General features: G+C 66.5%; 25 protein-coding genes. 13 read left to right on the top strand and 12 right to left on the bottom strand.

Going from position 1 to position 25,630, the window contains the following annotated elements:
- Nucleotides 1–171: 171 nt before the first annotated feature.
- The 3 genes from G6P88_RS04090 to G6P88_RS04080 are packed head-to-tail and all read right to left on the bottom strand — an operon-like array spanning nt 172 to nt 3,700.
- Nucleotides 172–555 carry a response regulator gene (locus G6P88_RS04090; protein WP_165321959.1) on the bottom strand — a complete coding sequence of 128 codons (384 nt, stop codon included), beginning with the start codon at nt 553–555 and terminating at the stop codon, nt 172–174.
- Nucleotides 552–3,041 carry a CHASE3 domain-containing protein gene (locus tag G6P88_RS04085; protein WP_165321958.1) on the bottom strand — a complete coding sequence of 830 codons (2,490 nt, stop codon included), beginning with the start codon at nt 3,039–3,041 and terminating at the stop codon, nt 552–554. Before G6P88_RS04085 ends, G6P88_RS04090 begins: the two co-directional genes overlap by 4 nt.
- Nucleotides 3,038–3,700 (bottom strand): response regulator transcription factor, encoded by a 663-nt coding sequence (locus G6P88_RS04080; RefSeq protein WP_226946715.1) that lies wholly within the window; start codon nt 3,698–3,700, stop codon nt 3,038–3,040. Before G6P88_RS04080 ends, G6P88_RS04085 begins: the two co-directional genes overlap by 4 nt.
- Nucleotides 3,701–4,021: 321 nt before the next feature.
- Between G6P88_RS04080 and G6P88_RS04075 the strand changes: the two genes are divergently transcribed.
- The gene (locus tag G6P88_RS04075) at nt 4,022–4,447 is read left to right on the top strand and encodes a hypothetical protein (protein WP_165321957.1); all 426 of its coding nucleotides are present in this window, start codon (nt 4,022–4,024) and stop codon (nt 4,445–4,447) included.
- Nucleotides 4,448–4,507: 60 nt separating this feature from the next.
- Nucleotides 4,508–5,362, top strand: coding sequence for a formyltetrahydrofolate deformylase (gene purU / locus G6P88_RS04070; RefSeq protein ID WP_165321956.1), 855 nt, complete (start codon nt 4,508–4,510; stop codon nt 5,360–5,362).
- Nucleotides 5,363–5,380: 18 nt separating this feature from the next.
- Here the strand turns inward: purU and G6P88_RS04065 are convergent, their stop codons facing one another.
- Nucleotides 5,381–8,017 (bottom strand): M1 family metallopeptidase, encoded by a 2,637-nt coding sequence (locus tag G6P88_RS04065; RefSeq protein WP_165321955.1) that lies wholly within the window; start codon nt 8,015–8,017, stop codon nt 5,381–5,383.
- Between the two features lie 187 nt (nt 8,018–8,204).
- Here G6P88_RS04065 and G6P88_RS04060 point away from each other — a divergent pair, with 187 nt between their 5' ends.
- Nucleotides 8,205–8,879 carry a hypothetical protein gene (locus G6P88_RS04060; RefSeq protein ID WP_165321954.1) on the top strand — a complete coding sequence of 225 codons (675 nt, stop codon included), beginning with the start codon at nt 8,205–8,207 and terminating at the stop codon, nt 8,877–8,879.
- 9 nt (nt 8,880–8,888) lie between these two features.
- Here G6P88_RS04060 and G6P88_RS04055 read toward each other — a convergent pair whose 3' ends face one another.
- The 3 genes from G6P88_RS04055 to G6P88_RS04045 form a co-directional block, all read right to left on the bottom strand.
- Nucleotides 8,889–10,061 (bottom strand): hypothetical protein, encoded by a 1,173-nt coding sequence (locus tag G6P88_RS04055; protein WP_165321953.1) that lies wholly within the window; start codon nt 10,059–10,061, stop codon nt 8,889–8,891.
- 195 nt (nt 10,062–10,256) lie between these two features.
- On the bottom strand, nt 10,257–12,074 hold the full coding sequence (locus tag G6P88_RS04050; protein ID WP_165321952.1) for a sensor domain-containing diguanylate cyclase: 1,818 nt from the start codon (nt 12,072–12,074) through the stop codon (nt 10,257–10,259).
- Nucleotides 12,075–12,217: 143 nt separating this feature from the next.
- Entirely contained in the window at nt 12,218–12,766 is a 549-nt protein-coding gene (locus G6P88_RS04045; RefSeq protein ID WP_165324886.1) for a glutathione peroxidase, read from the bottom strand.
- 149 nt (nt 12,767–12,915) lie between these two features.
- On the opposite strand from G6P88_RS04045, the gene metZ reads away from it, so the two are divergent.
- From metZ to G6P88_RS04030, 3 genes are read left to right on the top strand one after another with little or no spacing between them, the layout of a single operon-like run.
- The gene (metZ, locus tag G6P88_RS04040) at nt 12,916–14,124 is read left to right on the top strand and encodes an O-succinylhomoserine sulfhydrylase (protein WP_165321951.1); all 1,209 of its coding nucleotides are present in this window, start codon (nt 12,916–12,918) and stop codon (nt 14,122–14,124) included.
- A gap of 2 nt (nt 14,125–14,126) precedes the next feature.
- Nucleotides 14,127–14,525 carry a Co2+/Mg2+ efflux protein ApaG gene (apaG, locus tag G6P88_RS04035; protein WP_165321950.1) on the top strand — a complete coding sequence of 133 codons (399 nt, stop codon included), beginning with the start codon at nt 14,127–14,129 and terminating at the stop codon, nt 14,523–14,525.
- Nucleotides 14,526–14,538: 13 nt separating this feature from the next.
- Nucleotides 14,539–15,324 (top strand): LysR family transcriptional regulator, encoded by a 786-nt coding sequence (locus tag G6P88_RS04030; protein ID WP_165321949.1) that lies wholly within the window; start codon nt 14,539–14,541, stop codon nt 15,322–15,324.
- Nucleotides 15,325–15,331: 7 nt separating this feature from the next.
- On the opposite strand, the gene G6P88_RS04025 is transcribed toward G6P88_RS04030, so the two are convergent.
- The 4 genes from G6P88_RS04025 to G6P88_RS04010 form a co-directional block, all read right to left on the bottom strand.
- Complete coding sequence (locus G6P88_RS04025; RefSeq protein ID WP_165321948.1) at nt 15,332–16,450, bottom strand: NAD(P)/FAD-dependent oxidoreductase; 1,119 nt, start codon at nt 16,448–16,450, stop codon at nt 15,332–15,334.
- On the bottom strand, nt 16,429–17,142 hold the full coding sequence (locus tag G6P88_RS04020) for a methyltransferase domain-containing protein (protein ID WP_165321947.1): 714 nt from the start codon (nt 17,140–17,142) through the stop codon (nt 16,429–16,431). The genes G6P88_RS04025 and G6P88_RS04020 overlap by 22 nt, the downstream gene beginning before the upstream one ends.
- Nucleotides 17,142–18,200 (bottom strand): type III polyketide synthase, encoded by a 1,059-nt coding sequence (locus G6P88_RS04015; RefSeq protein WP_165321946.1) that lies wholly within the window; start codon nt 18,198–18,200, stop codon nt 17,142–17,144. The genes G6P88_RS04020 and G6P88_RS04015 overlap by 1 nt, the downstream gene beginning before the upstream one ends.
- A 91-nt stretch (nt 18,201–18,291) precedes the next feature.
- Nucleotides 18,292–19,767 (bottom strand): sigma-54-dependent transcriptional regulator, encoded by a 1,476-nt coding sequence (locus G6P88_RS04010; RefSeq protein WP_165321945.1) that lies wholly within the window; start codon nt 19,765–19,767, stop codon nt 18,292–18,294.
- 154 nt (nt 19,768–19,921) lie between these two features.
- On the opposite strand from G6P88_RS04010, the gene G6P88_RS04005 reads away from it, so the two are divergent.
- From G6P88_RS04005 to G6P88_RS03985, 5 genes are all read left to right on the top strand, one after another.
- Complete coding sequence (locus G6P88_RS04005) at nt 19,922–20,065, top strand: aa3-type cytochrome c oxidase subunit IV (protein WP_165321944.1); 144 nt, start codon at nt 19,922–19,924, stop codon at nt 20,063–20,065.
- Nucleotides 20,066–20,069: 4 nt separating this feature from the next.
- On the top strand, nt 20,070–21,191 hold the full coding sequence (locus G6P88_RS04000; RefSeq protein ID WP_165321943.1) for an NAD(P) transhydrogenase subunit alpha: 1,122 nt from the start codon (nt 20,070–20,072) through the stop codon (nt 21,189–21,191).
- 18 nt (nt 21,192–21,209) lie between these two features.
- The gene (locus G6P88_RS03995; protein ID WP_165321942.1) at nt 21,210–21,500 is read left to right on the top strand and encodes a proton-translocating transhydrogenase family protein; all 291 of its coding nucleotides are present in this window, start codon (nt 21,210–21,212) and stop codon (nt 21,498–21,500) included.
- A gap of 21 nt (nt 21,501–21,521) precedes the next feature.
- A complete protein-coding gene (locus G6P88_RS03990; RefSeq protein WP_165321941.1) occupies nt 21,522–22,937 on the top strand; it encodes an NAD(P)(+) transhydrogenase (Re/Si-specific) subunit beta in 1,416 nt (471 codons plus the stop codon).
- A gap of 211 nt (nt 22,938–23,148) precedes the next feature.
- Complete coding sequence (locus G6P88_RS03985; protein WP_165321940.1) at nt 23,149–23,871, top strand: hypothetical protein; 723 nt, start codon at nt 23,149–23,151, stop codon at nt 23,869–23,871.
- Nucleotides 23,872–24,012: 141 nt separating this feature from the next.
- On the opposite strand, the gene G6P88_RS03980 is transcribed toward G6P88_RS03985, so the two are convergent.
- A complete protein-coding gene (locus tag G6P88_RS03980; protein ID WP_165321939.1) occupies nt 24,013–24,504 on the bottom strand; it encodes a 2OG-Fe(II) oxygenase in 492 nt (163 codons plus the stop codon).
- Between the two features lie 45 nt (nt 24,505–24,549).
- On the opposite strand from G6P88_RS03980, the gene G6P88_RS03975 reads away from it, so the two are divergent.
- Together G6P88_RS03975 and G6P88_RS03970 are read left to right on the top strand one after the other, a co-directional pair.
- Nucleotides 24,550–24,708, top strand: a complete 159-nt coding sequence (locus tag G6P88_RS03975) for a hypothetical protein (RefSeq protein WP_165321938.1) — start codon at nt 24,550–24,552, stop codon at nt 24,706–24,708.
- A gap of 740 nt (nt 24,709–25,448) precedes the next feature.
- Nucleotides 25,449–25,616: a hypothetical protein gene (locus G6P88_RS03970; RefSeq protein WP_165321937.1), complete on the top strand. Its 168-nt coding sequence runs from the start codon at nt 25,449–25,451 to the stop codon at nt 25,614–25,616.
- Nucleotides 25,617–25,630: the final 14 nt, after the last annotated feature.

Raw genomic sequence — 25,630 nt, 5'->3', positions numbered from 1 at the left:
GGCCGGATCACGAACGGGAAAACTCTCCCGGATATGGTCTCCTAGCCGAACAGTCTCAAGACATGGTTGCGATTGTTACGGAAAATGCAATCTCCATGCGGAGCCTGGGATAGCCTGCGCGCTTTTTCGCGTGCGGGCGCCGGATCGTGCAATTTTATGCCGTTTTCTGGATCAGTCGTTCAGCAGCTCATGCACCTGCGGGGCGAGCTGGAGCGGGTCGAAGGGCTTGGTGATCACCCCGAGCGCTCCCGCCGCCAGATAATCGTCGACGTCCTCGGGCCGCGCTCTGGCCGTGACGAACACGACCGGAATCGATGCGGTTCGCTCATCCTGCCGCATCGCGCGGAGAAGATCCGGGCCGCTCATTCCCGGCATCATGACGTCGATCATGGCAAGGTCGGGCCGCCAGTCGTCCGAGGCGAGCTGGCTCAGGGCCTCATCTCCGGACTCCGCCGCGCGCACTTCGAAACTGGGGTCGATCCGGAGCGCCATCTGCACGATCAACCGAATGTCGCTTTCGTCGTCCACATAGAGAATGCGGGTCGTGTCATTCATTGCGGACCTCCATGGCGGTCGACGATGTCGAGGACGGTCGTGGCGAGGCGAGACAGGGCACGGCGGGACTTTACGATCACCGCATCGGCGAGCCTGCGCGTCTCCTCGTCAATCTCCTGGGCGGAATAGACGATGATCGGCAGCGGTCTCTTCCAGCGCTTGACGTCGGTGAGCAGGCGCTTGCCCGATCCGTCGGGGAGACCCAGGTCGAGCACGATCGCGTCGGGCAGGCGTTCCGCCAGGATCTTGTCGGCAGAGCGCAGGCTGGTCGCGTTGAGCAGCAGGCCGCGCCCGGCCAGAGCTGTGGCGAACAACTCGCGCGTGTCGTCGTCGTCGTCGACGTGGAGGATGACCGCCTTGCGGTGGTCGGCGCGACGGATGGCCCGCTGCACGATCTGCACCATCCTTCGTGGATCGACCGGCCGCTGCAGCCAGGCCGCGATCGGGCGGTCGCTGCCATCCATCGGCGGCGGCCGATCGGTGATGACGATGATGGGGGTCGGATGCTTGGCCCGTGTTCGCGCGAGACCGAAGCGCCGCACTGCATCGATGCCCTCGATCTCGCCCATAGCCGGGTTGAGGATGACCGCCTCATAGGGCTGCGACCGGGCGTGGGCGATGCCGTCGCGCACCGTCATCACCAGATCGCTCGCATAGCCCTGGGCGTTGAGCATCGACTGGATCGATCGCCCATGCTCGGGCTCCTGCTCGCACACCAGCAGCCGGACGGCATTGTCGGACTCGGTCAGGCTGGCGGTATCCCGGGGTATGCTGAAGGCGAAGATCGCCCCCCCCTCGGCGCGATTCTCGAAGGATATGTCGCCGCCATGGCTCCGCACGATCTCGCGCGAGATGGCGAGGCCGAGTCCGGTGCCGCCCACCTTTCGGTTGGCCGGACGGTCGGCGCGGGCAAAGCGGTTGAAGATCGACCCGGCGAAGTCCGGCGCGATGCCCGGGCCGCTGTCCGTAACCTGGATAACATGGTCCTCGTCGCCGGGAAAAAGCTCGAACTTCACGGTCGAGCCTTCGGGCGAGAATTTGATCGCATTCGACAGGAGGTTGCCCGCTACCTGAACCAGCCGGTCCTGGTCGGCGCAGGCCATGACAGGATGGCTTGGCGCCCGGCAGTCGATCGTCACCGAACGGCGCCCGGCCAGACCCTGCATCGTCTCGACCGCCTTGTGCATCACGTCGCGCAGGTCGACCACCGCATAGTCGAAGGCCATCCGCCCTTTGCGAATCTGGTCGATGTCGAGAATGTCGTTGATCAGGCGGATCAGGCGCTGGCTGTTCGTCTCCGCGATCTCGGCGAGGCGTTGCGCATCTTCGGGCAGCACCCCGGCGGCACCGCTGCGCAGCAGCCCGAGCGAGCCGACGATCGACGTCAGCGGCGTCCGCAACTCATGGCTGACGGTGGATATGAAGTCGTCCTTGAGCTGGTCCACTTCCTTGCGGCTCGTCGCATCGCGCAGCGCGGCGACGATATGGACGCCGTCGGGCAATTCCATCGTCCCGAGGACGACGTCGAGGGCGATCGTCTCGCCCGCGCTGGTTCGCCCGACGACGTCGATCAGTTCGGTCTTGGTCAGCCGCCCGTCGCGCACGCCCAGCCGCGACAGGAACGAGCCTTCGCCCGGCGCGATGTCGATCAGCGTAGAGATGTCGCGGCGCAGCAGTTCGGCGGCATTGTAGAGGAACATGCGCTCTGCGGCCGGATTTATGGTTTCGATGCTGCCGCTCGGATTGATCAGGATGATCGCGTCGGTCGCGCTTTCGAAGATCGCCCGCTGGCGCGCGGCGATGTCGGCGCGCTCGCGGTTGAGCAGGTGGCGCATCCGCCGGTCGCGGCCGATCCAGATGCCGACGCTGCCGGCGAGCAGGGCGCTGATCAGCACCGAGGCGAGAACCTGAACCCGGATTTCGTCGTAGCGCCGCTCCTCCTCGTCCATCTTCCGGACAAGGGTTGCGTCGGTACGGCGGTTCATGGCTTCGACGAGCATCCGCATGCGGTCCATCAACCGCTTGCCTTCCCCGCGCTTCAGCGCTTCGGCCGCCGCCGCCATTCCCTCGCGGTCTCGCACGCTGATCACACGCTGCAATTCGCCAAGCTTGGCGGTGGTGAGTTGCGACAGCAGGGCAATATCTTCGGTTTCGCGAGGCGAAGCGGCAAGCGCCCGGACCTTCTCGATCTGGCGCGGCAGCCGCGCGCGTGCGTCGATATAGGGCCCGAGGAAGGCGCGATCGCCGCTGATCAGATAGCCGCGTTGCCCGGTCTCCGCATCCTTCAGCAGCGACAGGAGCTCGGTTACTTCGCGCTGATGGGACTGGGCCCGGTAGATGGTCAACCGCGTACTAATGTCGTGGCGCGCCTCGTGTTCGACCCAAAAGCTGAAGCCTGCGAGCGTCAGCGGGGCGAGCGCCGCGACACAGGCGATGGACAGCCAGCCTGGCTTGAGGTCGGAGCGGCGCCCCCGGGCTCGCGTCATTCAGGCTGCAGCAGCGGCCGCATCGCCAGGATCGCCTGGGTGCGGTTGGTGACTCCCAATTTCCGGAAGATCGCGGACAGATGCGCCTTGATCGTCGCTTCTGACACGCCCAGGTCACCAGCAATCTGCTTGTTGAGGTCGCCGCTCGCCAGCGCCAGCAACACGCGCCGCTGCGCACCCGAAAGCGATTCGAACCGCTTGCGAAGATCGTCGACGCTGGCATCGACCGAGCCGCTCTGGGGGAATACCCGGCCGCCATTCAGGATCATTTCGATCGAGGCCAAAGTCCGTTCCAGCGGCAGCCGTTTGGAGAGGAATGCCGATGCGCCGACCGCCTGCGCGGTCGACACCATCTGTTCGCCGTCATGCGAGGAGATGATCGCGATCGGCGTCCGGTCCAGCAGATGCTGGAGCCTAAAAAATCCACCGAAGCCGTTGGAATCGGGGAGTTCATAATCGAGAATCAGCAGCCGGTAATGACCGTTTCCACGGATCAGTTCCTCGGCTTCCGCGATCGAACCCGCCGTGTCCACGACCATGCCCGAGTGCCGCGCGCTCATCGAAAGCTGAATAGCTTCCCGAATGAGCGGATGATCGTCCGCTACCAAAATCCGCCCGTTAGGCACAGACCGTCCCCGATACGCATAACCGCCGAACAAGGAGCCGGCGATCCACTCCTCTCTGACTTTTCTCTCAGGCCCCACGCCACTGGAGAAAAGCTCCTAAGACTTTAGTATAACCATCAAGGCTGTCAGGGAAGAAGGCAAATCTAGGTGATTCTCCTAATCGATCCCGAAGAGCTGTTAACGCCGCTTCTGTCGGCTTGTCTGGCAAGTTCTGCGCCGGTCTTGCGAACGATTGCGGACCCTGATCCCGACGATTTGGATTTTTGCGATTGTGTCGCAATACTAATTGCAGGTCGGCTCGCGGAGCGCTGGATCGCGCCGCTTCGCCGCATAGCCGGCACCGGAGTGCCGGTTGTGCGCATCGATGAAGCACGGGAGGGGGGCGACCCTGGGAGCGAGGAGGGCTGGTATCACCGGCTTCCGTTTGCTTTTGACCTCGCGGCGCTCCGGCGCGTGCTTCCTGCGGCAGTGGGGGAACATCTGCGCGCAGATGACGGCGGCGCGATAGACCGTCTCGGCGTGCTGCTCGGCAAGGACGCGGCGGCCGACATGGTCGCTCGCTTCCACATCGGCCTCGCCGAGGGCGTCGCGGCGATCGAGGGCGGAGCGGACATGGCGCCGATCGGGCACCGGCTGGGCGGCATGGCGGGAATGCTCGGCTTCCCGTTGCTGTCGGCGGCCTGGCTGGGGCTGCAACGCGATCCGCGGCTCTGGCCTGCGGCACGGGCGATCACGGCGGAGGCCCTTCGCAAGGTGGGCATCGACCTCGCACAGGCTTGACCGCTGCCACGGGTGCCGCCAAGCGACAGGCGCGCAAAGCCGTTTCGCTGGGAAGCCCTGATGTCCGAGACTTATATCCTGACCCTGTCCTGCGTCGATCATCCGGGGATAGTGGCCGCCGTCTCCACCTCGCTCGCCCGCCATGGCGCCAACATCATCGAGGCGCAGCAGTTCGACGATCTGATGACGGGTCGTTTCTTCATGCGGGTCGAGTTCGCGCTGGTCGGGGGTGCCGATCTCGCCCAGGTCGAGGCGGGCTTCGCGCCGGTGGGTGCAGACCATGGCCTCGACTATCGTTTCCGCGCATCTTCGGCCCGCAAGCGCGTGCTGTTGCTGGCCAGCAAATTCGATCATTGTCTCGCCGACCTGCTCTACCGCTGGAAAATCGGCGAACTGGAGATGGAGCCGGTCGGCATCGTCTCGAACCACCCGCGCGAGACCTATGCCCATCTCGATTTCGGGACGATTCCCTTTCACCATCTGCCCATTAGCAAGGGTGACAAGCCGCAGCAGGAAGCGCGCATCAAGGCGATCGTCGAGGAGACGGGTGCCGATCTGGTGGTGCTCGCCCGCTATATGCAGATATTGAGCGACGACCTCGCCGCCTTCCTGACCGGGCGCTGCATCAACATCCACCACAGCTTCCTGCCTGGCTTCAAGGGCGCCAAGCCCTATCACCAGGCGCATGCGCGCGGGGTGAAGCTGATCGGGGCGACCGCCCATTATGTGACGGCCGACCTCGACGAGGGGCCGATCATCGAACAGGACACCGAGCGCGTCAGCCACCGCGACACGCCCGACGACCTGGTTCGCAAGGGCCGCGACATCGAGCGGCGCGTCCTCGCCAGCGCGGTCCGCGCCTTTCTCGAAGACCGGGTGCTGATGAACGGGGCGACGACCGTCGTCTTTTCCTGACGGCCGCCGCCCGATCGTTCAGCGGAAAGCGGCGAGGATTTCCGCGCCGCGCTTGTCGCGCAATATGCCGCAGCTGTGGATCTGCTCGACCGTCCGGTCGAGGCTCAGCGCTCCACGCTGGTGCTTTTCGACCTGCGGGCGGAAGTCCTTCTCGACCTTGGCGGCCTTGTCGACAGAGCAATAGCGGATCGGCAGGCTGGGCAGCCGGCCGGCGGCGAACAGCCCGGCATTCTTGACCAGATCGTCATAATGGGCTGCGACATAGGCGTAGCTCATCTCGACCGTTTCGGGCTCGAGCGCCAGATATTGCAGGATCGACAGGCGGTCCGGGTTGCGCAGCCGCTCGTCGTCGAGCTTGCCGAGCAGCCAGCGTCCGGTTTCTGCCTTGCCGGTCGATGCGAGCGCGCCGATCGCGCTGTCGCGGAACAGCGTGTCGTCGGTCTTGGCCGCCCGCTCGAACAGCGCTTCCGCCGCCGGCAGACCGCCCTTGGCGAGATAGGCGCCGAGCGCGGCACCGAGATAGGACTGGTCGAGCGCCTTCGCGTCGCCGGCCATCCAGTCGCTCGCAGCCTTGGCGAGCCGAGTCTGGAGCGCCGGATCCTCGGCCTCGCCTGCCAGCAGGCCCACCAGGTCCGACCTTAGCTTCTGCAGGTCCCCATCGTCGCTGGCATGGGCACCGGTCGCGGGATCGAAGCCGATCGCGGCGAGCCTGGGGCCATAGACATCGGTCAGGAAACGGCGATAGCCGGGCAGGGCATCACCCGCGATCAGCCCGCGCTGGCGCAGGCCCGCGAGACGCAAGCCGCCATCGACTGCGGCGACCGAATAGTCGTTGGCCGCCATCGCGCGGGCTGCGTCGAGCAGCAGCGACGGGGGCAATTCGCCCGCGCGGAAGCCCGCCCACAGGCTGTCGGTCAGCGCCAGCGCCTCGCCCGGCGGTAGCGTTCCTGCGCCTGCGATCATCGTCTTCCATTCCCCCTCGGGCAGCGAGAAGCGATAATAGCCCGTCCCGCCTGCATTGGGGATGATCATGCCCGGCGCGCTGATCGGCAGCACCGTCGAGGGCTTGTCGAGCAGCGAACATTGCCGCGTCTCGCCCACGCGTACGCACAGCGGGATGATCCAGCTCTGCGCCGGCAACTCGGTGCCGAGCAGGGCATAGCGCTTCTGGCTGACCGCGAGGCCGCCGCTCGTGCGCTCGACGCGGACGACGGGCACGCCCTGCTGGTCGACGAAGCTCTTGAGCGAGGCGAGCACGCGCGGGTCGTGCGCGGCATCGGCGAGCGAGCCGAAGAACTGGTCGGTGTTGGCCGTGCCATAGGCATAGCGCTTCAGGTGCAGCCGCACCCCGTCGCGGAATTTCTCGTCGCCCAGATAGGCGGCGATCATCGCGACGACCTGCCCGCCCTTGCCATAGGTCACTTGATCGAACGCGCTGTCGATGTCGCCATTGGTCGGGATCGGCTGGTGGATCGGTCGGCCCGCCTTCAGCGCATCGGTGTTCATTGCCGCGAAGGCCTCGTCGATCGCGCCCGCGCCGATCTTCAGGTCGGGGCGCCATTCGTCGCCGATGCGATAGCCCATCCAGTTGGCGAAGCTCTCGTTCAGCCACAGATCGTCCCACCAGGCGGGGGTGACGAGATCGCCGAACCACTGGTGCGCCAGTTCGTGGGCGACGACCATGCCGAAGGTCTTCTTCTGGTCGGTCGAAGCGCCGCGATCGAGCAGCAGGATCGTGTCGCCATAGATGTCGGCGCCCGCATTCTCCATCGCGCCTGGCATCACCGGCGAGCCGATCTGGTCGAGCTTGGGGAAGGGGAAGCCGGAGTCGAAATATTTTTCGAGCAGCGACACGATCGGCTTGGTGTTTTCCAGCGCGAAGTCGAGCTTGTCCTTATAGGGCTGGGTGCCGACGATGCGGATCGGTAGTGGTTCGGCGCGCTGCGCGGTCGCCGGCACCTCGCCCGACGCGGTCGAGAAGGGGCCGACCACGAACGCCATCAGATAGGTGGGCAGGGGCCGGGTCGCCACGAACTCATGGCGGATCAGATCGCCCGCCTTCACGCTGCGCGCGACCGGCGCGTTGCTGAGCGCGGTCAGTCCGGGCCGGGTGGTGATCGAAACGGTGAAGGGCGTCTTGTAGCCGGGCTGGTCGAAGCCGGGGAAGGCGGCGCGCGCGTCGATCGACTGGAACTGGGTCCAGGCATACCACTGGTCCGCGACCTTGATGCGGTACAGCCCCGCCGGGCCGTCGCCGAAGGGCGCATCATAATCGAAGCTCAGCACCGCCTTGCCGGCGGGCAGCGGGCTCGCGAAGTCGAGGCGCAGCACCCCCGACGGGTCGACCTCGGCATGGCGCGCGGCGATGGTCCTGCCGCCGACGCGGGCGACGACCTTGCTCATCTTCAGGTCGCGGGCGTGCAGGTAGAGGAAGCTCGACTGCGCCTTCAGCGTCACGTCGATTTCGGCATGGCCCGAAAAGCGCTCCTGATCGGGCAATATGGTGAGGTCGAGCCGATAGGCGGTCGGGGTAGCGGTATCGGACAGGATGCCGCGCGGAACGGAAGCGGTGGTTTCGGTCGGGGCCGCAACGGCGGCCTGGGCGAGCGGCAGCGACAAGGCGGTCAGGGCGACCGCGGCAAGCAGAGTCTTCATTCAGGCACCCTCTTGATCTACTGATCTGCTGCTATACCAAGATAATACAGTCGGCAAGCAGCCCCGAAAGGGCGCTCCGGCGCCCTATCGTTGCACAGGTGCAGAATCGTGCGGACAAGCGGTCCGGTCCGTGATTATGCTGGCGGCGGTGGGCTACTGGTTCCGAGTGTCTGGAGGTGGTCGCGCAATGGTGACGAAGGCGGTGATAGGCGCGCTGGCGCTGGCGGCGGGGCCGGTGCAGGCCGAGCCGGGCATCCGCACCGTGCCGGTGATCTTTTCGGGCGGCGCGACGCGGCAGGTGATCCACGGCACGATCCGCGGCTATGACGTGATCGACTATAGCCTGCGCGCCGCCGCCGGGCAGACGCTGAGCGTGCGCTTCAGTACCAGCAACCGGTCGAGCTATTTCAACGTCGGTGTGCAGGGCGCGCCCGAGGCGCTGTTCAACGGCGCGATCTCGGGCAACCGTTTCTCGTCGGTGCTGGCGGCGAACGGGACATATGCGGTGCGCGTCTATCTGATGCGCAATGCCGCCCGCCGCAACGAGACGGCCCGCTACACGCTCACCCTCGGTCTCGCCGGTACCGCGCCGGTCGCGACCGCCGGGCTTTGGCCGCCGGGCCGGGGCGGGACGATCGATCGCGCGGTCCGGCCCGCCTTTTGCCGGGGCGAGGTGTCGGGCATGTATGCGGTGCGCAGCGTGATGGTAAAGGCGGGCCCGATCGTCGTCGTGCCGGGGGAAGGCAGCGCGATCGACGGCAGCGTCGACAAGGGCGCCGAAGGCATCAGGCGCTTCCGCTGCCGTTTCGATGCGCGGGGCCGCTTCATCGACGTGATGGCGATGACCAGCGACGGCGAATGATCGTCACCGTCAGGCCGCAGCCGGAACCGGCCTGACCGATCCCAGCCGCGAGACGACCAGCAGCACTAGCGACAATGCAAGCCAGGCCAGCGCGGCCGTCGCCGCAGCGCCCGCGCCATGGCGCTCGACCAGCGGAGCCGCGCCGAGTGGGCCGATCACCGTGCCGCCAAGCTGTGCCGTGCCCACCAGCATCGCGCCGCGCCCGCTCGGATCAACCGCGAGGACGGCAGGCATCTGGAAGGGCGGAACGAAGATCCAGACGAAGCCGAAGGCCGCCGCCGCAGCGAGCATGACGATGCTCGATCCGCCCTGCGTCAGCAGCAGCACCGCAACGCCCGCAATGGCGATCCCGGCGATCCAGGCGGCCATCGCGCCCAGGCGCGGCGCCAGGATCGCGGCGAGCAGCCCGCCCGCGATCTGCGCGGCGATGCCGACCGACACCGCATGGCCCGCCGTCCGCGCATCGAACCCGGCGCCGCGCAGCACGGGCAGCAGATAGACCCACAGGGACATGATCCCCGCCAGGAAGGCGGCGATCGCGAACAGCGCGACGATCGCTCGACCGCCGGGCAGGCCGCGCGCCGCATGGCCCGCGCCGGGCAGCGCATCGGCGAGCCAGGGCAGCGCGAACAGCATTGCGATGTTCATCGCGACGAGGAGTCCATAGGCACCACCATGTCCGAAGGCGGGGGCGACGACCTCGCCGATCGCTTGCGACAGGGCGAGGGCCAGCACAGACTGCGCGGTGACATAGATGGCGAAGAGACGCGCGGGCTGCGCCGCGCGCGAGAACACCCCGATCAGAGCCCAAAGCAGCACGCCCGCGCCCGCGCCGTTGACGAAGCGCAGCGCGACGATGACGCCGCCTTCGGTCACGGTGGTCCCGCCATTGGCGATCAGCATCGCCGCGATGGCGAGCCCGGCCTTGGCGCGCAGGCGGGTAAGCGGCAGGCACAGCGCCGCGAGCGTGCTGGCGATCGCCATTCCCGCCGCCTCGGCGGTGGCGGCAAGGCCGATCTGCCCGATGTCGAGCTTGCCCGCCGCGCGCAGCAGTTCGAGCAGCAGCGGCTGAAGCGCCGAGATGCACCCCGCGCCGATGCCGAGCAGGACGAAGGGTAACCAGGCGACCTCGGGCGGCGCCGAAGCTTGCGCTGTGTCGGAAATCGTCCTGCCGTCGCTCATCGCCTCACCCCTCCGTCGCGCTGGACAGGCGGCCGCGACGTGGGCGCACGCGCGGTCCATCGACCGCCGGCCTTGCATCCCATCCTCGCCCCGCCTGTTCCTGCGGTGAGGGGGCAGCAAGCCAGATGTGGGCGGGGTCGTCAATCTTCTTACAGCTAGCTGTAAGAATAGGGGGTGGGTGTTGCGACGTGCCTGTCAGGCGGCGGCGTCGATGCGGTCGGGGTCGAAGGGCCGGGCGCCGCCCGCGACGACGACCCGGTCGCGGCCGGATGACTTGGCGGTCAGCAGTGCGCCGTCGGCGACGCGCAGCAGGCTGGCCGCGTCGGATTGTTCGGGAAAGGCGGCGACCCCGATCGACACGGTCACCGGGGGCAGCGAGCGGCCGCGATGGGCCAGTGCGACCTTGCGGATCGTCTGGCGGATCGCCTCGGCCCGTGCGGCGGCCTGTGCGGCATCGGCGCCGGGCATCAGCAGCGTGAACTCCTCGCCGCCATAGCGGCAAGCGAGATCGCCCTCGCCCGCATGGGCCATCAGCGCATGGGCGACATGCTGCATCACCAGATCGCCCGCATCATGACCATGGTCGTCGTTGAAGCGCTTGAAATGGTCGATGTCGATCATCAGTGCGGCGAGCAGCGTCCTGCGGCTTTCGGCCAGTGCGCGTTCGCGGTTGAAGCTCTCGTCGAGATGGCGGCGGTTGGCGAGGCCGGTCAGCGGGTCGCGGGTCGCCATCGCCGACAGCGTCGCGCGCAGCTGGATGTTGGCGAGCGACAGGCCGACATTCTCGCTGATCAGGTCGAGATAGAGCTGTCGGTCCGCGTAGCGGCCGTCGGGCTCCACCGATTCCAGATAGAGCATGCCCACCACGCCGCCCTGCGCGGTCAGCGGCAGGCACAGCGCGTCGGACCCTTCGGGATCGTCCAGATGCTGGCAGCAGACATCCTCGCCGCGCAGGTTGCTGCGATGTGGATGCCCGCGCCGCAGCGCCCAGCAAAAGGTCGGGTCGAAATCGGACAGGGTCAGCACCGGCTCCTGCCAGCGGCCGATCGACAGCAGCCGGCCATGAGTCTGGTCGTGCACGAACAGCTGCCCGGACAGGTCGGGAAAGGCCTGTGGCAGAAAACAGGCGACCACCTCGGCCAGTTCGCCCTCGCTGTCGCAACCCTGCATGCGGTGCATCATCCGCGCGATCAGGTCCTTGATCCGGCGGTCCTCGTCGCGCTCGCGTTCCAGCCGTTCGCGCTCGATACTGTCCTGACGGAACAGGCGGACGGCCCGCGTGACCTCGCCGATCTCGTCGCTTCGGCGATCGTCGGGAAGGTCGGCGGCATAGTCGCGCCGGGCGAGCCGGTTGACGACGGCGGTCATCTTCGTGAGCGGGCGTGCCACGCGCCGTGACAGGACGAAATAGAGCACGCCGAGGAACAGCAGGGCGGTGAGCAGCAGCAGCGCCTGCGCGACCGCGTCCCACCGGTCGGCGCGGGCGCGGGCGAGCGCGATCTGTCCATCGAGATCGGCGCGGACCGCCGCCATGAAGACGGCCGTGGCGCGCTCTATGCCCCGTTCGAGCGCCATATAGCGGGTGCCGTAGAGCAGCGCGCGGGCCTCGGCCGGCCGATCGGCCTCGACCGCCGCTATCGCCTGCCGCTCGAGCGCCTCGATCCGATCGAGATTGCGCTCCGCCTCTTCGAGCGCCGCGCGTGCCGGGGCCGGCATGGCGCGAAGCCGCAATTGCGCGACCACGGCATCGATCGCCGCCGCGCCCCGCAGGTCGTCGAGCCAGGCCTGCTTGTGCTCGGGCGCACGCCGGACGGCGTAGAGCCGCACTTCATCGCGCATCCTGTCATCGATGATCTGCAACTGGTCGGCGACGTGGCGATAGCTCTCGCGTTCCTCTATCGCGACCCGCTCGAGCCGGCCCGCGTCCGCCGCGACCATGAACGCCGCGCCCGACCCGAAGGTGAGCAGCAGCGTGGCGCCATAGGCCCAGTTGGTGATCGTCGCGATGCGCATGAGGCGTCCCTTAGTCCCAGGCTGCTTTACACCGCGCTAATGCAAGGCGCACGCCGCGGATTGTCCTAAGGGGGTAAGGCACTACCCGCCTAAAACGGGGACACCGCCTTTCCCGTGGGGAGCACGGGAAAGGCGTCCGACAATCACTTCGCGAGTTCGGCCTCGATCGCCTCGACGATGATCGCGTCGTCGGGGGCGATGTCGGGGGCGAAGCGGCCGGCGACGGTGCCGTCCTTGGCGATCAGGAATTTCTCGAAATTCCACAGCACGTCGGTGTCGTTTTCGGGAACGATGCCATAGCCGGCCAGACGCTCCTTGAAGCTCTGATCCTTGAACGTCTTGTCGGGCTTGGCCTCGACCAGCTTGGCGTAGAGCGGGTGCTGGTCGTCGCCCTTGACCGAAATCTTCGAGAACATCGGGAAGTCGACGCCATAATTGGTCGTGCAGAACTCCTGGATCTCCTCCTCGGTGCCCGGCTCCTGCGCGCCGAAATTATTGGCCGGGAAGCCCAGGACGACGAGGCCCTTGTCCTTATACTGCGCGTAGAGTTGCTCGAGCGCGGTATATTGCGGGGTCAGGCCGCACTTCGACGCGACGTTGACCGCGAGCAGCACCTTGCCGGCATAGTCGCCCAGCTTGGCGTCGTCGCCCTTGATCGTCTTCAGCGGGATTTCCTGGATATCGGTCGCCATCATCGACTCTCCTGCGATTTGAACCGGAGCGGTATCCATTTTGGTGTGGCCCGACGCAAGCGTCCTGTGGCCGAAATCGGCGTCCTTTTGCGGCCCACCGTGACAATGCTGCCGTTGACGGGGCGGGGCCGGGGCGGCAAAGCGGCGACATGAAGAAGCTCACCGGCCAGGACCGCTCGATCACCACCACATGGCGTCCCGCGACCCAGGCGGTCCGGGGCGGCACCGCGCGCTCGCATTTCGGCGAAACGAGCGAGGCGATCTTCCTCACCTCCGGCTTCACCTATGACTGTGCCGGCGATGCCGCCGCGCGCTTCGCGGGCGAGCAGCAGGGGATGACCTATTCCCGCCTGCAGAACCCGACGGTGGAGATGCTCGAGGAACGCATCGCCCTGATGGAGGGCGCCGAGGCCGCCCGCTGCATGGCGTCCGGCATGGCGGCGATGACCGCTGCGCTGCTTTGCCAGCTTTCGGCGGGTGACCATGTCGTCGCCGGACGCGCCGCCTTCGGTTCGTGCCGCTGGCTGACCGACACGCTGCTACCCCGTTTCGGGATCGAATCGACCATTGTCGACGGCACCGACAATGACGCGTGGAAGGCTGCGATCCGCCCGAACACCAGGTTGTTCTTCTTCGAGACCCCGGCCAATCCCACGCTCGACATCGTCGATCTGGAGGCGGTGTGCCGGATCGCGAAGGATGCCGGCGTGCTGACGATCGTCGACAACGCCTTCGCCACTCCGCTGCTGCAGCGGCCGCTCGACTATGGCGCCGACATCGTCGCCTATTCGGCGACCAAGATGATGGATGGGCAGGGCCGCGTCCTCGCCGGCGCCGTCTGCGGCACCAAGGAGTTCATCGACAATACGCTGCTGAGCTTCACCCGCAACACCGGGCCGACCCTGTCCGCGTTCAACGCCTGGGTGGTGCTCAAGGGGATGGAGACGCTCGACCTGCGCATCCGCCGGCAGAGCGAGAATGCGCTGCAGGTGGCACAGTTTCTGGAGAAGCGGGTGCCGCGCGCGCTCTATCCGGGCCTTGCCAGCCATCCGCAGCATGCGCTGGCGATGAAGCAGATGTCGGCGGGCGGCACGATCATCGCGGTCTATCTCGACGGCGGACGATCGCAGGCGCATGGTCTGCTCGACGCGCTCGAACTCATCGACATTTCGAACAATATCGGTGATTCCCGCTCGCTCATGACGCATCCGTCGTCTACCACTCATGCCGGTCTGTCGGCCGAGGTGCGGGCGGCCATGGGAGTCGAGGAAGGCATGCTGAGGCTCAACGTCGGACTGGAAGATCCGCTCGACCTGATCGACGATCTCGACCGCGCGCTGAAGGCCGTCGGCCTATGATCATGAAGGCGCTCTTCCCGCATGTCGCGCAGACCCGTGGCGTCGTGGTGCGGGTGGCCGTGTCTTTCATGCCCGAACAGTCGGAACCGGGGCGCGGCCGCTGGTTCTGGTCCTATCATATCCGCATCGAGAATGAGGGCGCGCAGGCGGTACAGCTGCTCACGCGCCACTGGCTTATCACCGACGGGCGCGGCGTGAAGCACGACGTGCGCGGCGAGGGCGTGGTCGGCGAACAGCCCGTGATCGAGCCGGGCCAGTCGTTCGATTATGTGTCGGGCTGTCCGCTGCAGACGCCGACGGGCTCGATGGAAGGCAGCTATCATATGGTCGCCGAGGATGGATCGACCTTCGAGGCGGCGATCCCGCGCTTCCCGCTGATCGGCCCGGCGGTGGCGCTCTGACGGGTACGGCACGATGAAGCGGACGCATCTTCCCCTCAACGGTCTGCGCGTTCTCGACGCGGCGGCGCGGCACCTGTCCTTCACCCGCGCGGCGGACGAACTGGCGGTGACGCCGGCGGCGGTCGGGCAGCAGATTCGTGCGCTGGAGGACACGCTGGGCGTCGTGCTGTTCCGGCGCACGGCCAAGGGCCTTGAACTGACGCCCGAGGGCGAGGCGGGGCTTGACGCGCTGCGGGCAGGCTTCCTTCAGTTCGAGGAAGCGGTGCGCGCGATGCAGGCGGGCCAGTCGTCGAAGACGCTGACCATCGCTGCGCCGCGCGACTTCACCGCCAAATGGCTCGCGCCGCGCCTCGCCGATTTCGGCCGCGACGATCCCGAGCTGCGCTTCGTCCTGCTGTCGGCGGACGAAGGGCTCGATTTCACCCAGGCCAATCTCGACCTTGCGATCGTCTATGCCGAGGGCCCCGGCGACCATGAGGGCGTGCGCCTGGCCGATGGCTCGCTGGTGCGCGTCGGCCTGGCCCAGGGCGCGCCGATCGCCTGGCCGGGCTGCCCGTCGCAGGATCGCGACGCGACGCTGGCTGTCGCCGATGCCGGGCTGGCGATCGATGCCGCCGCCGCCGGCTTCGGTACCGCCCACGTCCCTGCCTTGCTGGTCGAGCGGGACATCATCGAAGGCCGGGTCCGCGCCCATGGCGAGCCGATCCCGTCGCCGCGCGCCTACTGGCTCGTCGCCCCTACGCCGCAATGGCGCCAGAAGAAGGTCAAGGCGCTCGTCGCCACGCTGACCGGCGACTGAGCCGTCCTCAGGGTGATGCGACCTCTTCCCTATCGGTCCGTGTAAGCGCGGCAGCGCGGGTAATGAGGCCGGGGGCTTGGCCCAGAAGCGCCAGCAGTGCACCCGCCAGCATCGGCCGCTCGCCCGTGCGGCGCAGGCTTTCGGCGAGCAGGACGGGGCGGGCGGTCTGCCGCGCGAAGCCGGGCTGATAAGTGACAGCGCCCGCCGGTCCTTCGCGGAGATAGTCGCGGGCGGCGCGGGCGGCGCTAGCGAGCGCGATGGCCACCCCGTCTCCGGCCAGACTGGCGATGACTGCCGCCTGATCGCCCAGCCGGAACAGTCCGGGCGTGGTCTGTCGCGCCCGCCAGCCATAGGGCACGCGAGCTATGCTGACCCAGGGGCCGACCGAGGTTGCACCCGCGAAGCGGTCGCCCAGAACCGGTGTCTCGCAGGCGATCTCCTCGATCAGACGTGCGGGGTCGCCGCCTGCTGCCTTGAGGCGTGACTGCGCGACCGACAGGCAGAGATTGGCGCCGCCATCCTCCTGCAGCAGCAATCCGGCATAGCCGTGGCGGAACAGGTGGAGTTCGATCACGCCCGTCAGACCGTGGAGAAGCGCTTCGCCGGGTTCGAGCCGGGTCCGCAGCCCAAGCGCAGGATCGTTCCCCATGGCGACGGGCCGCGCGGCACCGCGCAGTTCATGCTTGCCCGTCGCGAGGAACAGCGCGTCGCCCGTAAGCGATGCGCCGTCCGCCAGATCGACCGTCAGTCGGTCGGGAAAGGCCTGCCGGATGGTCACGCCGCGTTCGATCCCGGCACCGGCCGCGGCGGCAAGCGTCAGCAGATGCTCGTCCAGACAGGCGCGCGACAGTCCTGCAGCCTGAAACGGCAGGGGGGCTTCGGCCACGCGGCGTCCGGCAAAGATGCGGGCGCGGGTGATCGGATGCGCCCCCAGCCCTTGAACGTCGATGCCGAGTGCGGCGAGCGACGCGATCGCGTCCCCGCCCATGAAACCGCCGCAGACCGGATCGGCCCGCTCGCGCTGGCGGTCGACGAGCAGCGGGCGCCGACCCGCCCGGGCGAGTTGCAGCGCGACGGCCGCTCCGGCCGGTCCGCCGCCCGCGATCAGCGCGTCCGGTCTAAGCATATCCGGAACGGGAAGCGGGTGTGGACGGTGGCACTTGCCGGCGGAAGCCCGGCTTCGTCGAGAATCGGCCGCCATTCGGCAGGCCGAAAGGCGCGCGCGATCGACAATTGGCCATCCTCGCGCACGATCCTGTGCCAGCCCATCGCCCGAGCGAGCAGCGGATAGCCGAGATAGGCGAAACGGTGCCGATGGAGGTCGTTGATGTGCCAGCCCAGCCGGGCATGGCGCTCCATTGCGCGCAGGAATTCGACGAGCTGATCGTGGCTCATATGGTGGGCGACCAGGCTGCTCACTATAAGGTCATAGCCTTCGCGCGCTTCGCCGGAGTCGAGATGCTCGCGATAGTCGCCGGTCAGAAACTCGATGTCATAGCGATCGGGTGTAGCCCTCCAGGCGATCCGGGCGCTCTTGGCGTTGAGGTCGATCCCGGTCATCACCGCGGTCTTGCCGCGCTTTTCCGCCCAGCGCGCGATCTTGCGCAGCAGGTCGCCATCGCCATAGCCCACGTCGAGCAGGGTGAAACGATCGCGCTCGCCGACCACGCGGGACACGAAGTCGAGCGTGGGACGCGCCGCCAGCGTCCAGCGGTTTACCCGCGCCAGATCGGTCAGAACGCGCGCATAGGTGGCCGGGTCGAGATCGGCGGCATCCATCTGCTCGCTTTCCTGCGCAGGGCTGGCGAGCGAGCGCATCAGGCGCTGCGCAACGCAAAACCCTCGGCGGCGAGGCCGGGCCCGAAAGCGACGGCCAGGCCATCGAGCGGCCTTTCCTGGGCCAGCATGTCGGCGAGGACGAACATCAATGTAGAGGACGACATATTGCCCCAGCGACGCAATATGTTCCGCGAGACAGTCAACGCGTCCGGGGCGAGCCCGAAGCCCGACTGGACCGCATCGAGGATCGATCGCCCGCCGGCATGGACCGCCCAGTCGGTTGGCGCATCCGGTGCCCGGTCGCCGAGGATCGCGCGGCGCAGCTGCGGGTCGGCGAGCGCGCCGGCGATGCGCGTCGGCACCTCGCCCGACAGATGCATGACGAAGCCCTCATTGCCGATGTCCCAGCGGATAAGCTCGCCGCTCTCGGGTAGGGTCGCCGCAAAGAAACGGTCGATCGCGATGCCGGCGGGTTGGGCCGAAACGATCGCGGCGGCCGCCCCGTCGGCGAATTGCAGTTGTGCCATCAGCGATCCGACGTCGCTGCTGTCCTGCATGTGGAGCGAGCAGAGTTCGACCGTGACGACCAATATGCGGGCGCTTTCGTCTGAGCGGGCGATGTGATGCGCGACGCGCAGCGCGGCGACCGCCGCATAGCAGCCCATGAAGCCGACAAGGGTGCGTTCGATCGAACCCGACAGGCCCAGACGCCGCGCGATGATCTGGTCGACCCCCGGCGCGACGAAGCCGGTGCAGCTTGCCACGACGAGATGGGTGATGTCGCCGAGCGGAACCCGTGTCGAGAGATCGTCGATCGCCCGCAGCGCGAGTGCGGGAGCTTCGTGCGCGTAGCAGGCCATGCGTTCGGCGGTGGAGGGCATCGCAGCGCCGTAGAAGCCGCCGGGGTCGACCTGCGATCCGCCAGCGGGCGAGGGGGGCAGCACCGTGTAGCGCTCGTCGATCGCGGATCGTGCCGCCATCCGCCGGAAAAGCGCCTGATCGCGCCCCTCGAGCCGACCTGCCGCCCAATCGACGAAGGTCTGGTGAATGGCGTACGGCGGTACGGCGGTGCCGATGGCGTGGATATGGGCGGTCATGGCAGGGCAACGCACGGCATCGGCGCTTTGTCCCACGTCATGGGAAGCGGCACAAGCGCCAGTCGCGGGCCGGTGATCGAACCGGGGCGGGTCAGCCGGCCTGTTCGATCCCCAGTTCGCCCAGCTTGCGGTAGAGCGTCGATCGCCCGATGCGCAGGCGCCGGGCCACCTCGGTCATGCGGCCACGATAATGGCCGATCGCCAGACGGATCAGGTCGGCCTCGATGTCCTCGATCGGTCGCACATGGCCGTCCGGTCCGAACAGGGGCAGGCTCGTCGGAACGGGCGCCGGTGCGCTGGACGCGAAGTTCGATGCTGCGGCGACCGGCATGTCGTCATTGGCGGGCGGGGCAGGGGGCGCCGCGCGTGCCTGCCGTATCTGGGGAAAGTCCCGTTCGCGCAATATCCCGTCCTGGCAGAATATTGCCGCCCGGAACAAGGCGTTGTGTAACTGCCGGACATTGCCCGGCCAGTCATGGTCGCGCAGCAGCGCGAGCGCTTCGCCATCGAGCGAGAGCGAGGGCAGGTCGAGTTGCCGCGCGATTCTCTCGAGCAGATGGACGGCCAGTGCACCGATATCCTCGCGCCGCTCACGGAGAGGCGGCAGCAGAACCGGCACGACGGCCAAGCGGTAGAACAGGTCTTCGCGGAATCGTCCCGCCACCACGTCCTCGGACAGGCGCCGATTGGTGGCCGCGACGACCCGGACGGTGATCCGCGTTGCGGTGGCGGCACCGATCGGCCGGATCTCGCCGGACTGGAGCACGCGCAGCAGCTTCGCCTGTGCATCGGCCGGCAACTCGCCGATCTCGTCGAGGAAGATCGTGCCGCCATCGGCTGCCGCGAACAGGCCGCGTCGCCGTTCGAAGGCGCCGGTGAAGGCCCCCCGTTCGTGCCCGAACAGCTCGGATTCGACGAGATTGGCGGGTATTGCTCCACAATTGACGGTTACGAGCGGGCCGTCGCGAACCGCCGACGCGCGGTGGATCGCCTGCGCCAGGACCTCTTTGCCTACGCCGCTCTCGCCTTCGATCAGGATTGCGGCGGGGGTGGCCGCCGCGCGCATCGCGGTGTCGAGCGCGCGCCGGAAACCGGCAGCGGTCCCGACGACGCCGTCGAAATCGAGCGGTTCGGACCATTTTTCCGCCAATGGGCGCAACTCGCCCTGCTGGCGTGTCGCGGCTGGCACCGATCCGTCGAGGGCGGCGATCAGGGTCGCCGAAGCCAGCGGCTTGATCAGCACGTCATGAGCACCGGCCCGCATGGCGCGCACAGCGAGATCGGCCGAATCTTGCGCGGTGATGACGATGAGCGGGAGCGAGGGCAGCGCCTGGCGCAGATCGGTGACGGAGGCCATGGCGTCACCATCCGGCGACCAGAGATCGACCAGCATGGCGTCGACCCGATGCCCGCCGGCTGCTGCATTCTCGGCCGATCGCTTGGCGGATTCCGTATCGACGGCACGGAAGACGCGCCACCCCGCACGTTGCGCGACAGCGCTCATCAGGCCGGCCTGGGCAGGCTCGGCATCGACCAGCAAGAGCCCCGGGGGACCGTCGCGACGCATCCGCTACTCCTTCTGGGCAGGGGCGTAGCAAAGAAAAGCTAAGCAAAATTAAACTGGTACAAATGGCGGGCGCCCCGACGGCATTTCTCCTTGAGGCGCTGTTGCCCTCGGACTAGAAGGACGCGGAAAATACCGTCTTTGCGAGGGGTGGAATATGTCTGACGATCATGGTGCGCCGATGGACTACAAGGCTCACAACAACACCTATTCGGGCTTTCTGGGCCTGCTGAAGTGGGGCACGATCCTCAGCGCGGCCACCGGACTGTTCGTTGTCTTCCTGATCGCGCCCAAGGGCTGATCCCTTGAGGATAGCGGTACTTAAGGAGGCGGCCGCTGGGGAAACCCGGGTATCCGCCACCCCCGAGACTGTGAAGAAATTCATTGCGCTCGGGGCCGAAGTCGCAGTCGAGGCCGGGGCCGGAGTCACCGCTTCCATCGCCGACAATGATTATGCCGCGGCCGGTGCCGTGGTCGGTGATCGCCCGTCGACGCTGGCCGGTGCGGACATCGTCCTGGGGATACAGGGGCCGGACCCGGATTCGCTCGGCGGCGCCAAGCCCGGTGCCTGGGTCGTCGCGGGGATGAACCCCTTCGGTGAGCGGGCACGGGTCGACGCCTACGCCGCCAAGGGCTTCGAGGCGCTGGCGATGGAGTTCATGCCGCGCATCACGCGTGCGCAGTCGATGGATATCCTGTCGTCACAGTCGAACCTCGCCGGCTATAAGGCCGTGCTCGTCGCGGCGAACGAATATGGCCGCGCCTTCCCGATGATGATGACGGCGGCGGGCACGGTTTCCGCCGCGCGCGCCTTCATCATGGGCGTCGGCGTTGCCGGCCTCCAGGCGATCGCGACCGCGCGGCGGCTTGGGGCGCAGGTCTCCGCGACCGACGTCCGCTCCGCGACCCGTGAACAGATCATGTCGCTCGGTGCCAAGCCGATCTTCGTCGAGAAGGTCGCCGGTATCGAGGGTGAAGGCGCCGGCGGCTATGCCACCGAAATGTCCGAGGAATATCAGAAGGCCCAGGCCGAACTGGTCTCCGCGCACATCGCCAAGCAGGACATCGTCATCACCACCGCGCTCATCCCGGGCCGTGCCGCGCCGCGCCTGATTTCCGACGCGCAGATCGCGACGATGCGGCCTGGCTCGGTGATCGTCGACCTCGCCGCCGAAAGCGGCGGCAATGTCGAAGGTTGCGTCGCGGGTGAAACGGTCGTGCGCCACGGCGTCAAGATCGTCGGCGCAAAGAACATGGCGGGCACGCTCGCGGCGGACTCGTCGGCGCTCTTCTCGCGCAACCTGTTCAACTTCCTCAGCGCCTTCTGGGACAAGGAAGCCAACAAGCCGATCCTCGACGAGGAGATCGGCGACGCGATCCGACTGACGCAGGGCGGCAAGGTCGTCAACGCCCGGCTGCTCGGCTGATCGGGGAAGGGGGAACATATGGACTTCATCTCGATCCTGTCGATCTTCGTCATGGCCTGCTTCGTCGGCTATTATGTCGTCTGGTCGGTCACGCCCGCGCTGCACACGCCGTTGATGGCGGTCACGAACGCCATTTCGTCGGTCATCATCGTCGGCGCGCTGATCGCAAGCGCGACCGCCTCGGGCGGCGCACTCGGCAAATATCTCGGCCTCGTGGCCGTAGTCTTCGCGAGCATCAACATCTTCGGCGGCTTCGCAGTCACCGAACGGATGCTGGCGATGTACAAGAAAAAAGACCGCAAGGGCTGAGTCGGGCAGGGGGATATAGACATGCATGAACTCGCTGCCACGCCCGCCTGGGCATCGCTCGCCTATCTGATATCGGGGGTATTGTTCATCCTCGCGCTGCGCGGACTTTCGAGCCCCGCCACCTCGCGCCGCGGCAACCGCTTCGGCATGATCGGCATGCTGATCGCCGTCGCCACGACGCTGATCCTGCATAACACCGGCCTCGTCGAGATCGGAATCGCCATCGCGATCGGTGGCGTCATCGGTTACGTGACCGCTCAGCGCATCGCCATGACGGCGATGCCCCAGCTCGTTGCCGCCTTCCACTCGCTGGTCGGCCTTGCGGCGGTGCTGGTCGCAGGTGCGGCGTTCCTGAACCCGGCCGATTTCGGCATCGTCGATCAGGTGACTGGGCACATCCTGCAGGTCAGCCGGATCGAGATGGGCCTTGGCGTCGCGATCGGTGCGATCACCTTTTCGGGATCGGTCATCGCCTTCCTGAAGCTCAACGGCAACATGTCGGGCTCGCCGATCATGCTGCCGGCGCGCCATGTGATCAACCTGGGCACGCTCGCCGCGATCCTGGGCCTGATCGGCTATTTCCTGACCGACGACTCCCAGTGGGTGTTCTTCACCATCACTGCGCTCAGCTTCGTCATCGGCTTCCTGCTGATCATCCCGATCGGCGGCGCGGACATGCCGGTCGTGGTGTCGATGCTGAACAGCTATTCGGGCTGGGCTGCTGCGGCGATGGGCTTCACCCTGCACAACACGGCGATGATCGTCACCGGCGCGCTGGTCGGCTCGTCTGGCGCGATCCTCAGCTACATCATGTGCAAGGCGATGAACCGCAGCTTCATCAGCGTCATCGCGGGCGGCTTCGGCGCGGCCCCCGAGGCGTCGGGCGGCGCGGCCAAGGTCGATCGCCCATGGAAGCGCGGTTCGGCCGACGATGCGGCCTTCCTCATGGGGCAGGCGGAGCAGGTCATCATCGTGCCCGGTTACGGCATGGCGGTCAGCCAGGCGCAGCACGTGCTGCGCGAAATGGGCGACGTGCTCAAGGGAGCGGGCGTTCGCGTGAAATATGCGATCCACCCGGTGGCGGGCCGCATGCCGGGGCACATGAACGTGCTGCTGGCGGAAGCGAACGTGCCTTATGACGAGGTGTTCGAGCTCGAGGACATCAACAGCGAGTTCTCGCAGACCGACGTTGCCTTCGTCATCGGCGCCAACGACGTGACCAATCCGGCAGCGAAGACCGACAAGAGCTCGCCGATCTACGGCATGCCGATCCTGGACGTCGAGAAGGCCAAGACCGTGCTGTTCGTGAAGCGCTCGATGGGCGGTGTCGGCTATGCCGGCGTCGACAACGACGTCTTCTACATGGACAATACGATGATGCTGCTCGGCGACGCCAAGAAGATGGTCGAAGAGATCGTCAAGGCGATGGCGCACTAAGTCCATCGTCACGGCAAGGACAGCGAGGCCCTCCTCCGCGACGCGGGGGAGGGCTTTCGCTTATTCGGCGCTCCACGATCGGCAGGCCAGTCGGCCGTTGCGGCTGAGACAATGAACCAGTCCATGCTGCGGAATTGAACCGCTGTCCTGCTTGGCCCATCCTTCGCCCCGCACGCATGCTGGCGTCGCCTAAGACGAAGAGGGGCCTGATATGTTTCGATCCTTTACGCGTACCGCCGCCATCGGGCTTGCCGCTCTCGGCCTTGCCGTATCGACTGCGGCACCGGCTGAAGAGACCAAGGCGGTCCGCGACGCGCAGGGGCTTTGGGCTTACACGCTGCTGAAAGCGGGGCGCAGCGGGCAGGAAATGCCGCTGACGGGCGTGATCCTCTACAAGGATGGCCTCTTCCTCCAGCAGGCAATCTTCGACGGCGAGCCGTTCGAGGCGCAGGGCGCGATGGCGCATGCCGGCACCTTCGGTCCGGGCGAGCGCGGCATCCACATGGTGGCCGAGCAGACGATCGGCATCGATCCGACCAAGCAGCCGGCCCTCAACTTCCGTCGCGACACCCAGCATGAGATCGCGGTCACGCGCGAGGGCGACGCCCTGACGCTCGTCTTCGGGTCGGGCACCGTACAGAAATTTCGGCAGATCGGCCCGGCCGATGGCGACATCTACAAGCTCGAGCAGGGCGCGCTGGCGCTGGTCGATGGATATTTCGTCCTGGTTTCAGGCGACGAGAAAGGTGTCGTGACGGGCTATGGCAAGGCGACCAAACAGGGCGACGGCTATGCGCTCGAGGTCATCCGCTGGTCGGAAGCCACCCCGGCCAAGGCCATCAACCGCAAGGCCGGCGTGATCAAGGCCCGCTTCGATGGCAAGAGCTTCACCCTGGCCGACGGACGCAGTTTCAAGGTGGTGCCAAAGAACTGAACGACGGTTTGGCCGCAGGACCGCCTCGCCGAGGCGTTCCTGAGCCTTAGCGGGCAGCGACGGCCGGCGAACGGATAGGTGCACCCCTTTCCGCTCGCTCCAGAGCCTTTCCGAGAGCCCTCTAATCTCGCACGGCTCCGGTCAGCGGAACCAGATCGAGAAGTTGAACCGCTGCCAGTCCCCGGCCACTTCGGATAGCGGTCTCACACTGTGATCGAGCCCGGTATTGACATCGAAGATGATCATGCGGTTCGGTAGCGGGTCGATGACTATGTCACCTTCGCGGCCATGCATGACGAACTCCCCGCCCATGGCCTGATGCCAGCCATCGCTGAAGTATAGCAGCGCGCAAATGGTGCGTCCGCCAATGGCATCATCATGCCGCCGCGCCAGGTCCCCGCGGACCATCCGGCGAATGAGCAGCTCTTGCAGCGCCGTGGGGCGGTGGCCGGTGATCAGGAGCGCCAGATCGAGAAATGCGGCGCTCGACAACAGGGCCTTGAACCGGACCAGGTCGAGTATGCCTGGGGAGAGTTCGCGTCCAGGAAGCGCTCGTTCATATGCCTGATGCTGGAAGAAGCGCTGCTCGGGTTCGGCCTCGGCAAAGCCATCGGCATCGACCCAGTCGACCACATTTGCGCGCCCTGAACCGCTTGCACCGCGAGACGGTATGACCCCGTGGCGCGCGCTCCAGTCAACATCCGACTGCAGTGCGTCGGCTATTCGACGATATCTCGACGGCAGGAGTACATCGTCGATCACTACCAGTCGGGCATCGCCCTGCGAAAACTTCAGGGCGGCGGCCCGGCAAGCTGGTCGATCGAAAGCAGAGAGTGATAACCAGCCGTCAAGGGGCGGAGCTAGTGCAATCAAATGAAGGCTATCTTTCAAGAGCGGCCGTTGTCAATTCAGGTTTCTAACTAGCATTTTCCCCTGAGCCGCAAAGTGATTATATGTCAAACATCGGGCATTGAAGCGATTCTGGCAGGGGTTTTCGAAAATGGTAAAGTCTGATCAGTCGCCGCAGGAACGGCCGTTGGCAGAGCACGGGCAGGATGACGCTCCTGCGAAGCAGGCATGGAGCGCGCCTTCGGTCACTCTGGTCGACTTGTCCGATTCGACCTTGGCCATGGGGCCGGGAGTTGCTGACGGCGGCTTTTTTAGCTGAGACCCCTCCGCGTTTGGAGGGCCCCGGCAGGAGGCGTTGGCGGTCCAGCCGAGTGGCATAGCTGCCGACGCTGTCTTCGGTTCGGCTTCACGGAAAGCCTATCGCGAATAGGTTTGAGCGTCCCAATCGCTAGGGGAGCTTCTCCCGACGAATTGAAACGTCGACAGCGGCGGATGTCCGCGTGGCCCCTGCCTGGTGCACGTAGGTTGTTGCTGCGATGGGCGATGCCCGAACAATCGCCTTGTCCAGCCGTGTCGGGATGGCGAGGCTCAGCGGCATGTAGAGACCTACAGGACAATCTCGGGCTTTCGCTCCCATTCCGCAATTGCCCTTATGTAATTTCAGATTTCATGTGCTAAACGAAGGGCTTGGCGACTATGGCCTCGATCGAGCGAATGGATATTGTGTAATGACCGAGCAGACCAAGAGCACGCGCGATTGCGATGAACTGGACCAGTTCCACGCTGGGTCCGCCGCAAGGCAGAATTGGCTGGCGCCGTCCTTGTCGGTGATCGATGTCTCCGATGCTACCTACGCTGGCGGCCCTGGCACCACCGATAGCACAATTCTGAGCTGAGGCATCCTATCGGC

It is taken from the genome of Rhizorhabdus phycosphaerae, assembly GCF_011044255.1.
In the GTDB taxonomy this organism is placed as follows: Bacteria; Pseudomonadota; Alphaproteobacteria; order Sphingomonadales; family Sphingomonadaceae; genus Rhizorhabdus; species Rhizorhabdus phycosphaerae.
The sequence above is the reverse complement of the archived record's forward strand: the minus strand, read 5'-3'. Positions and strand labels throughout refer to the sequence as shown.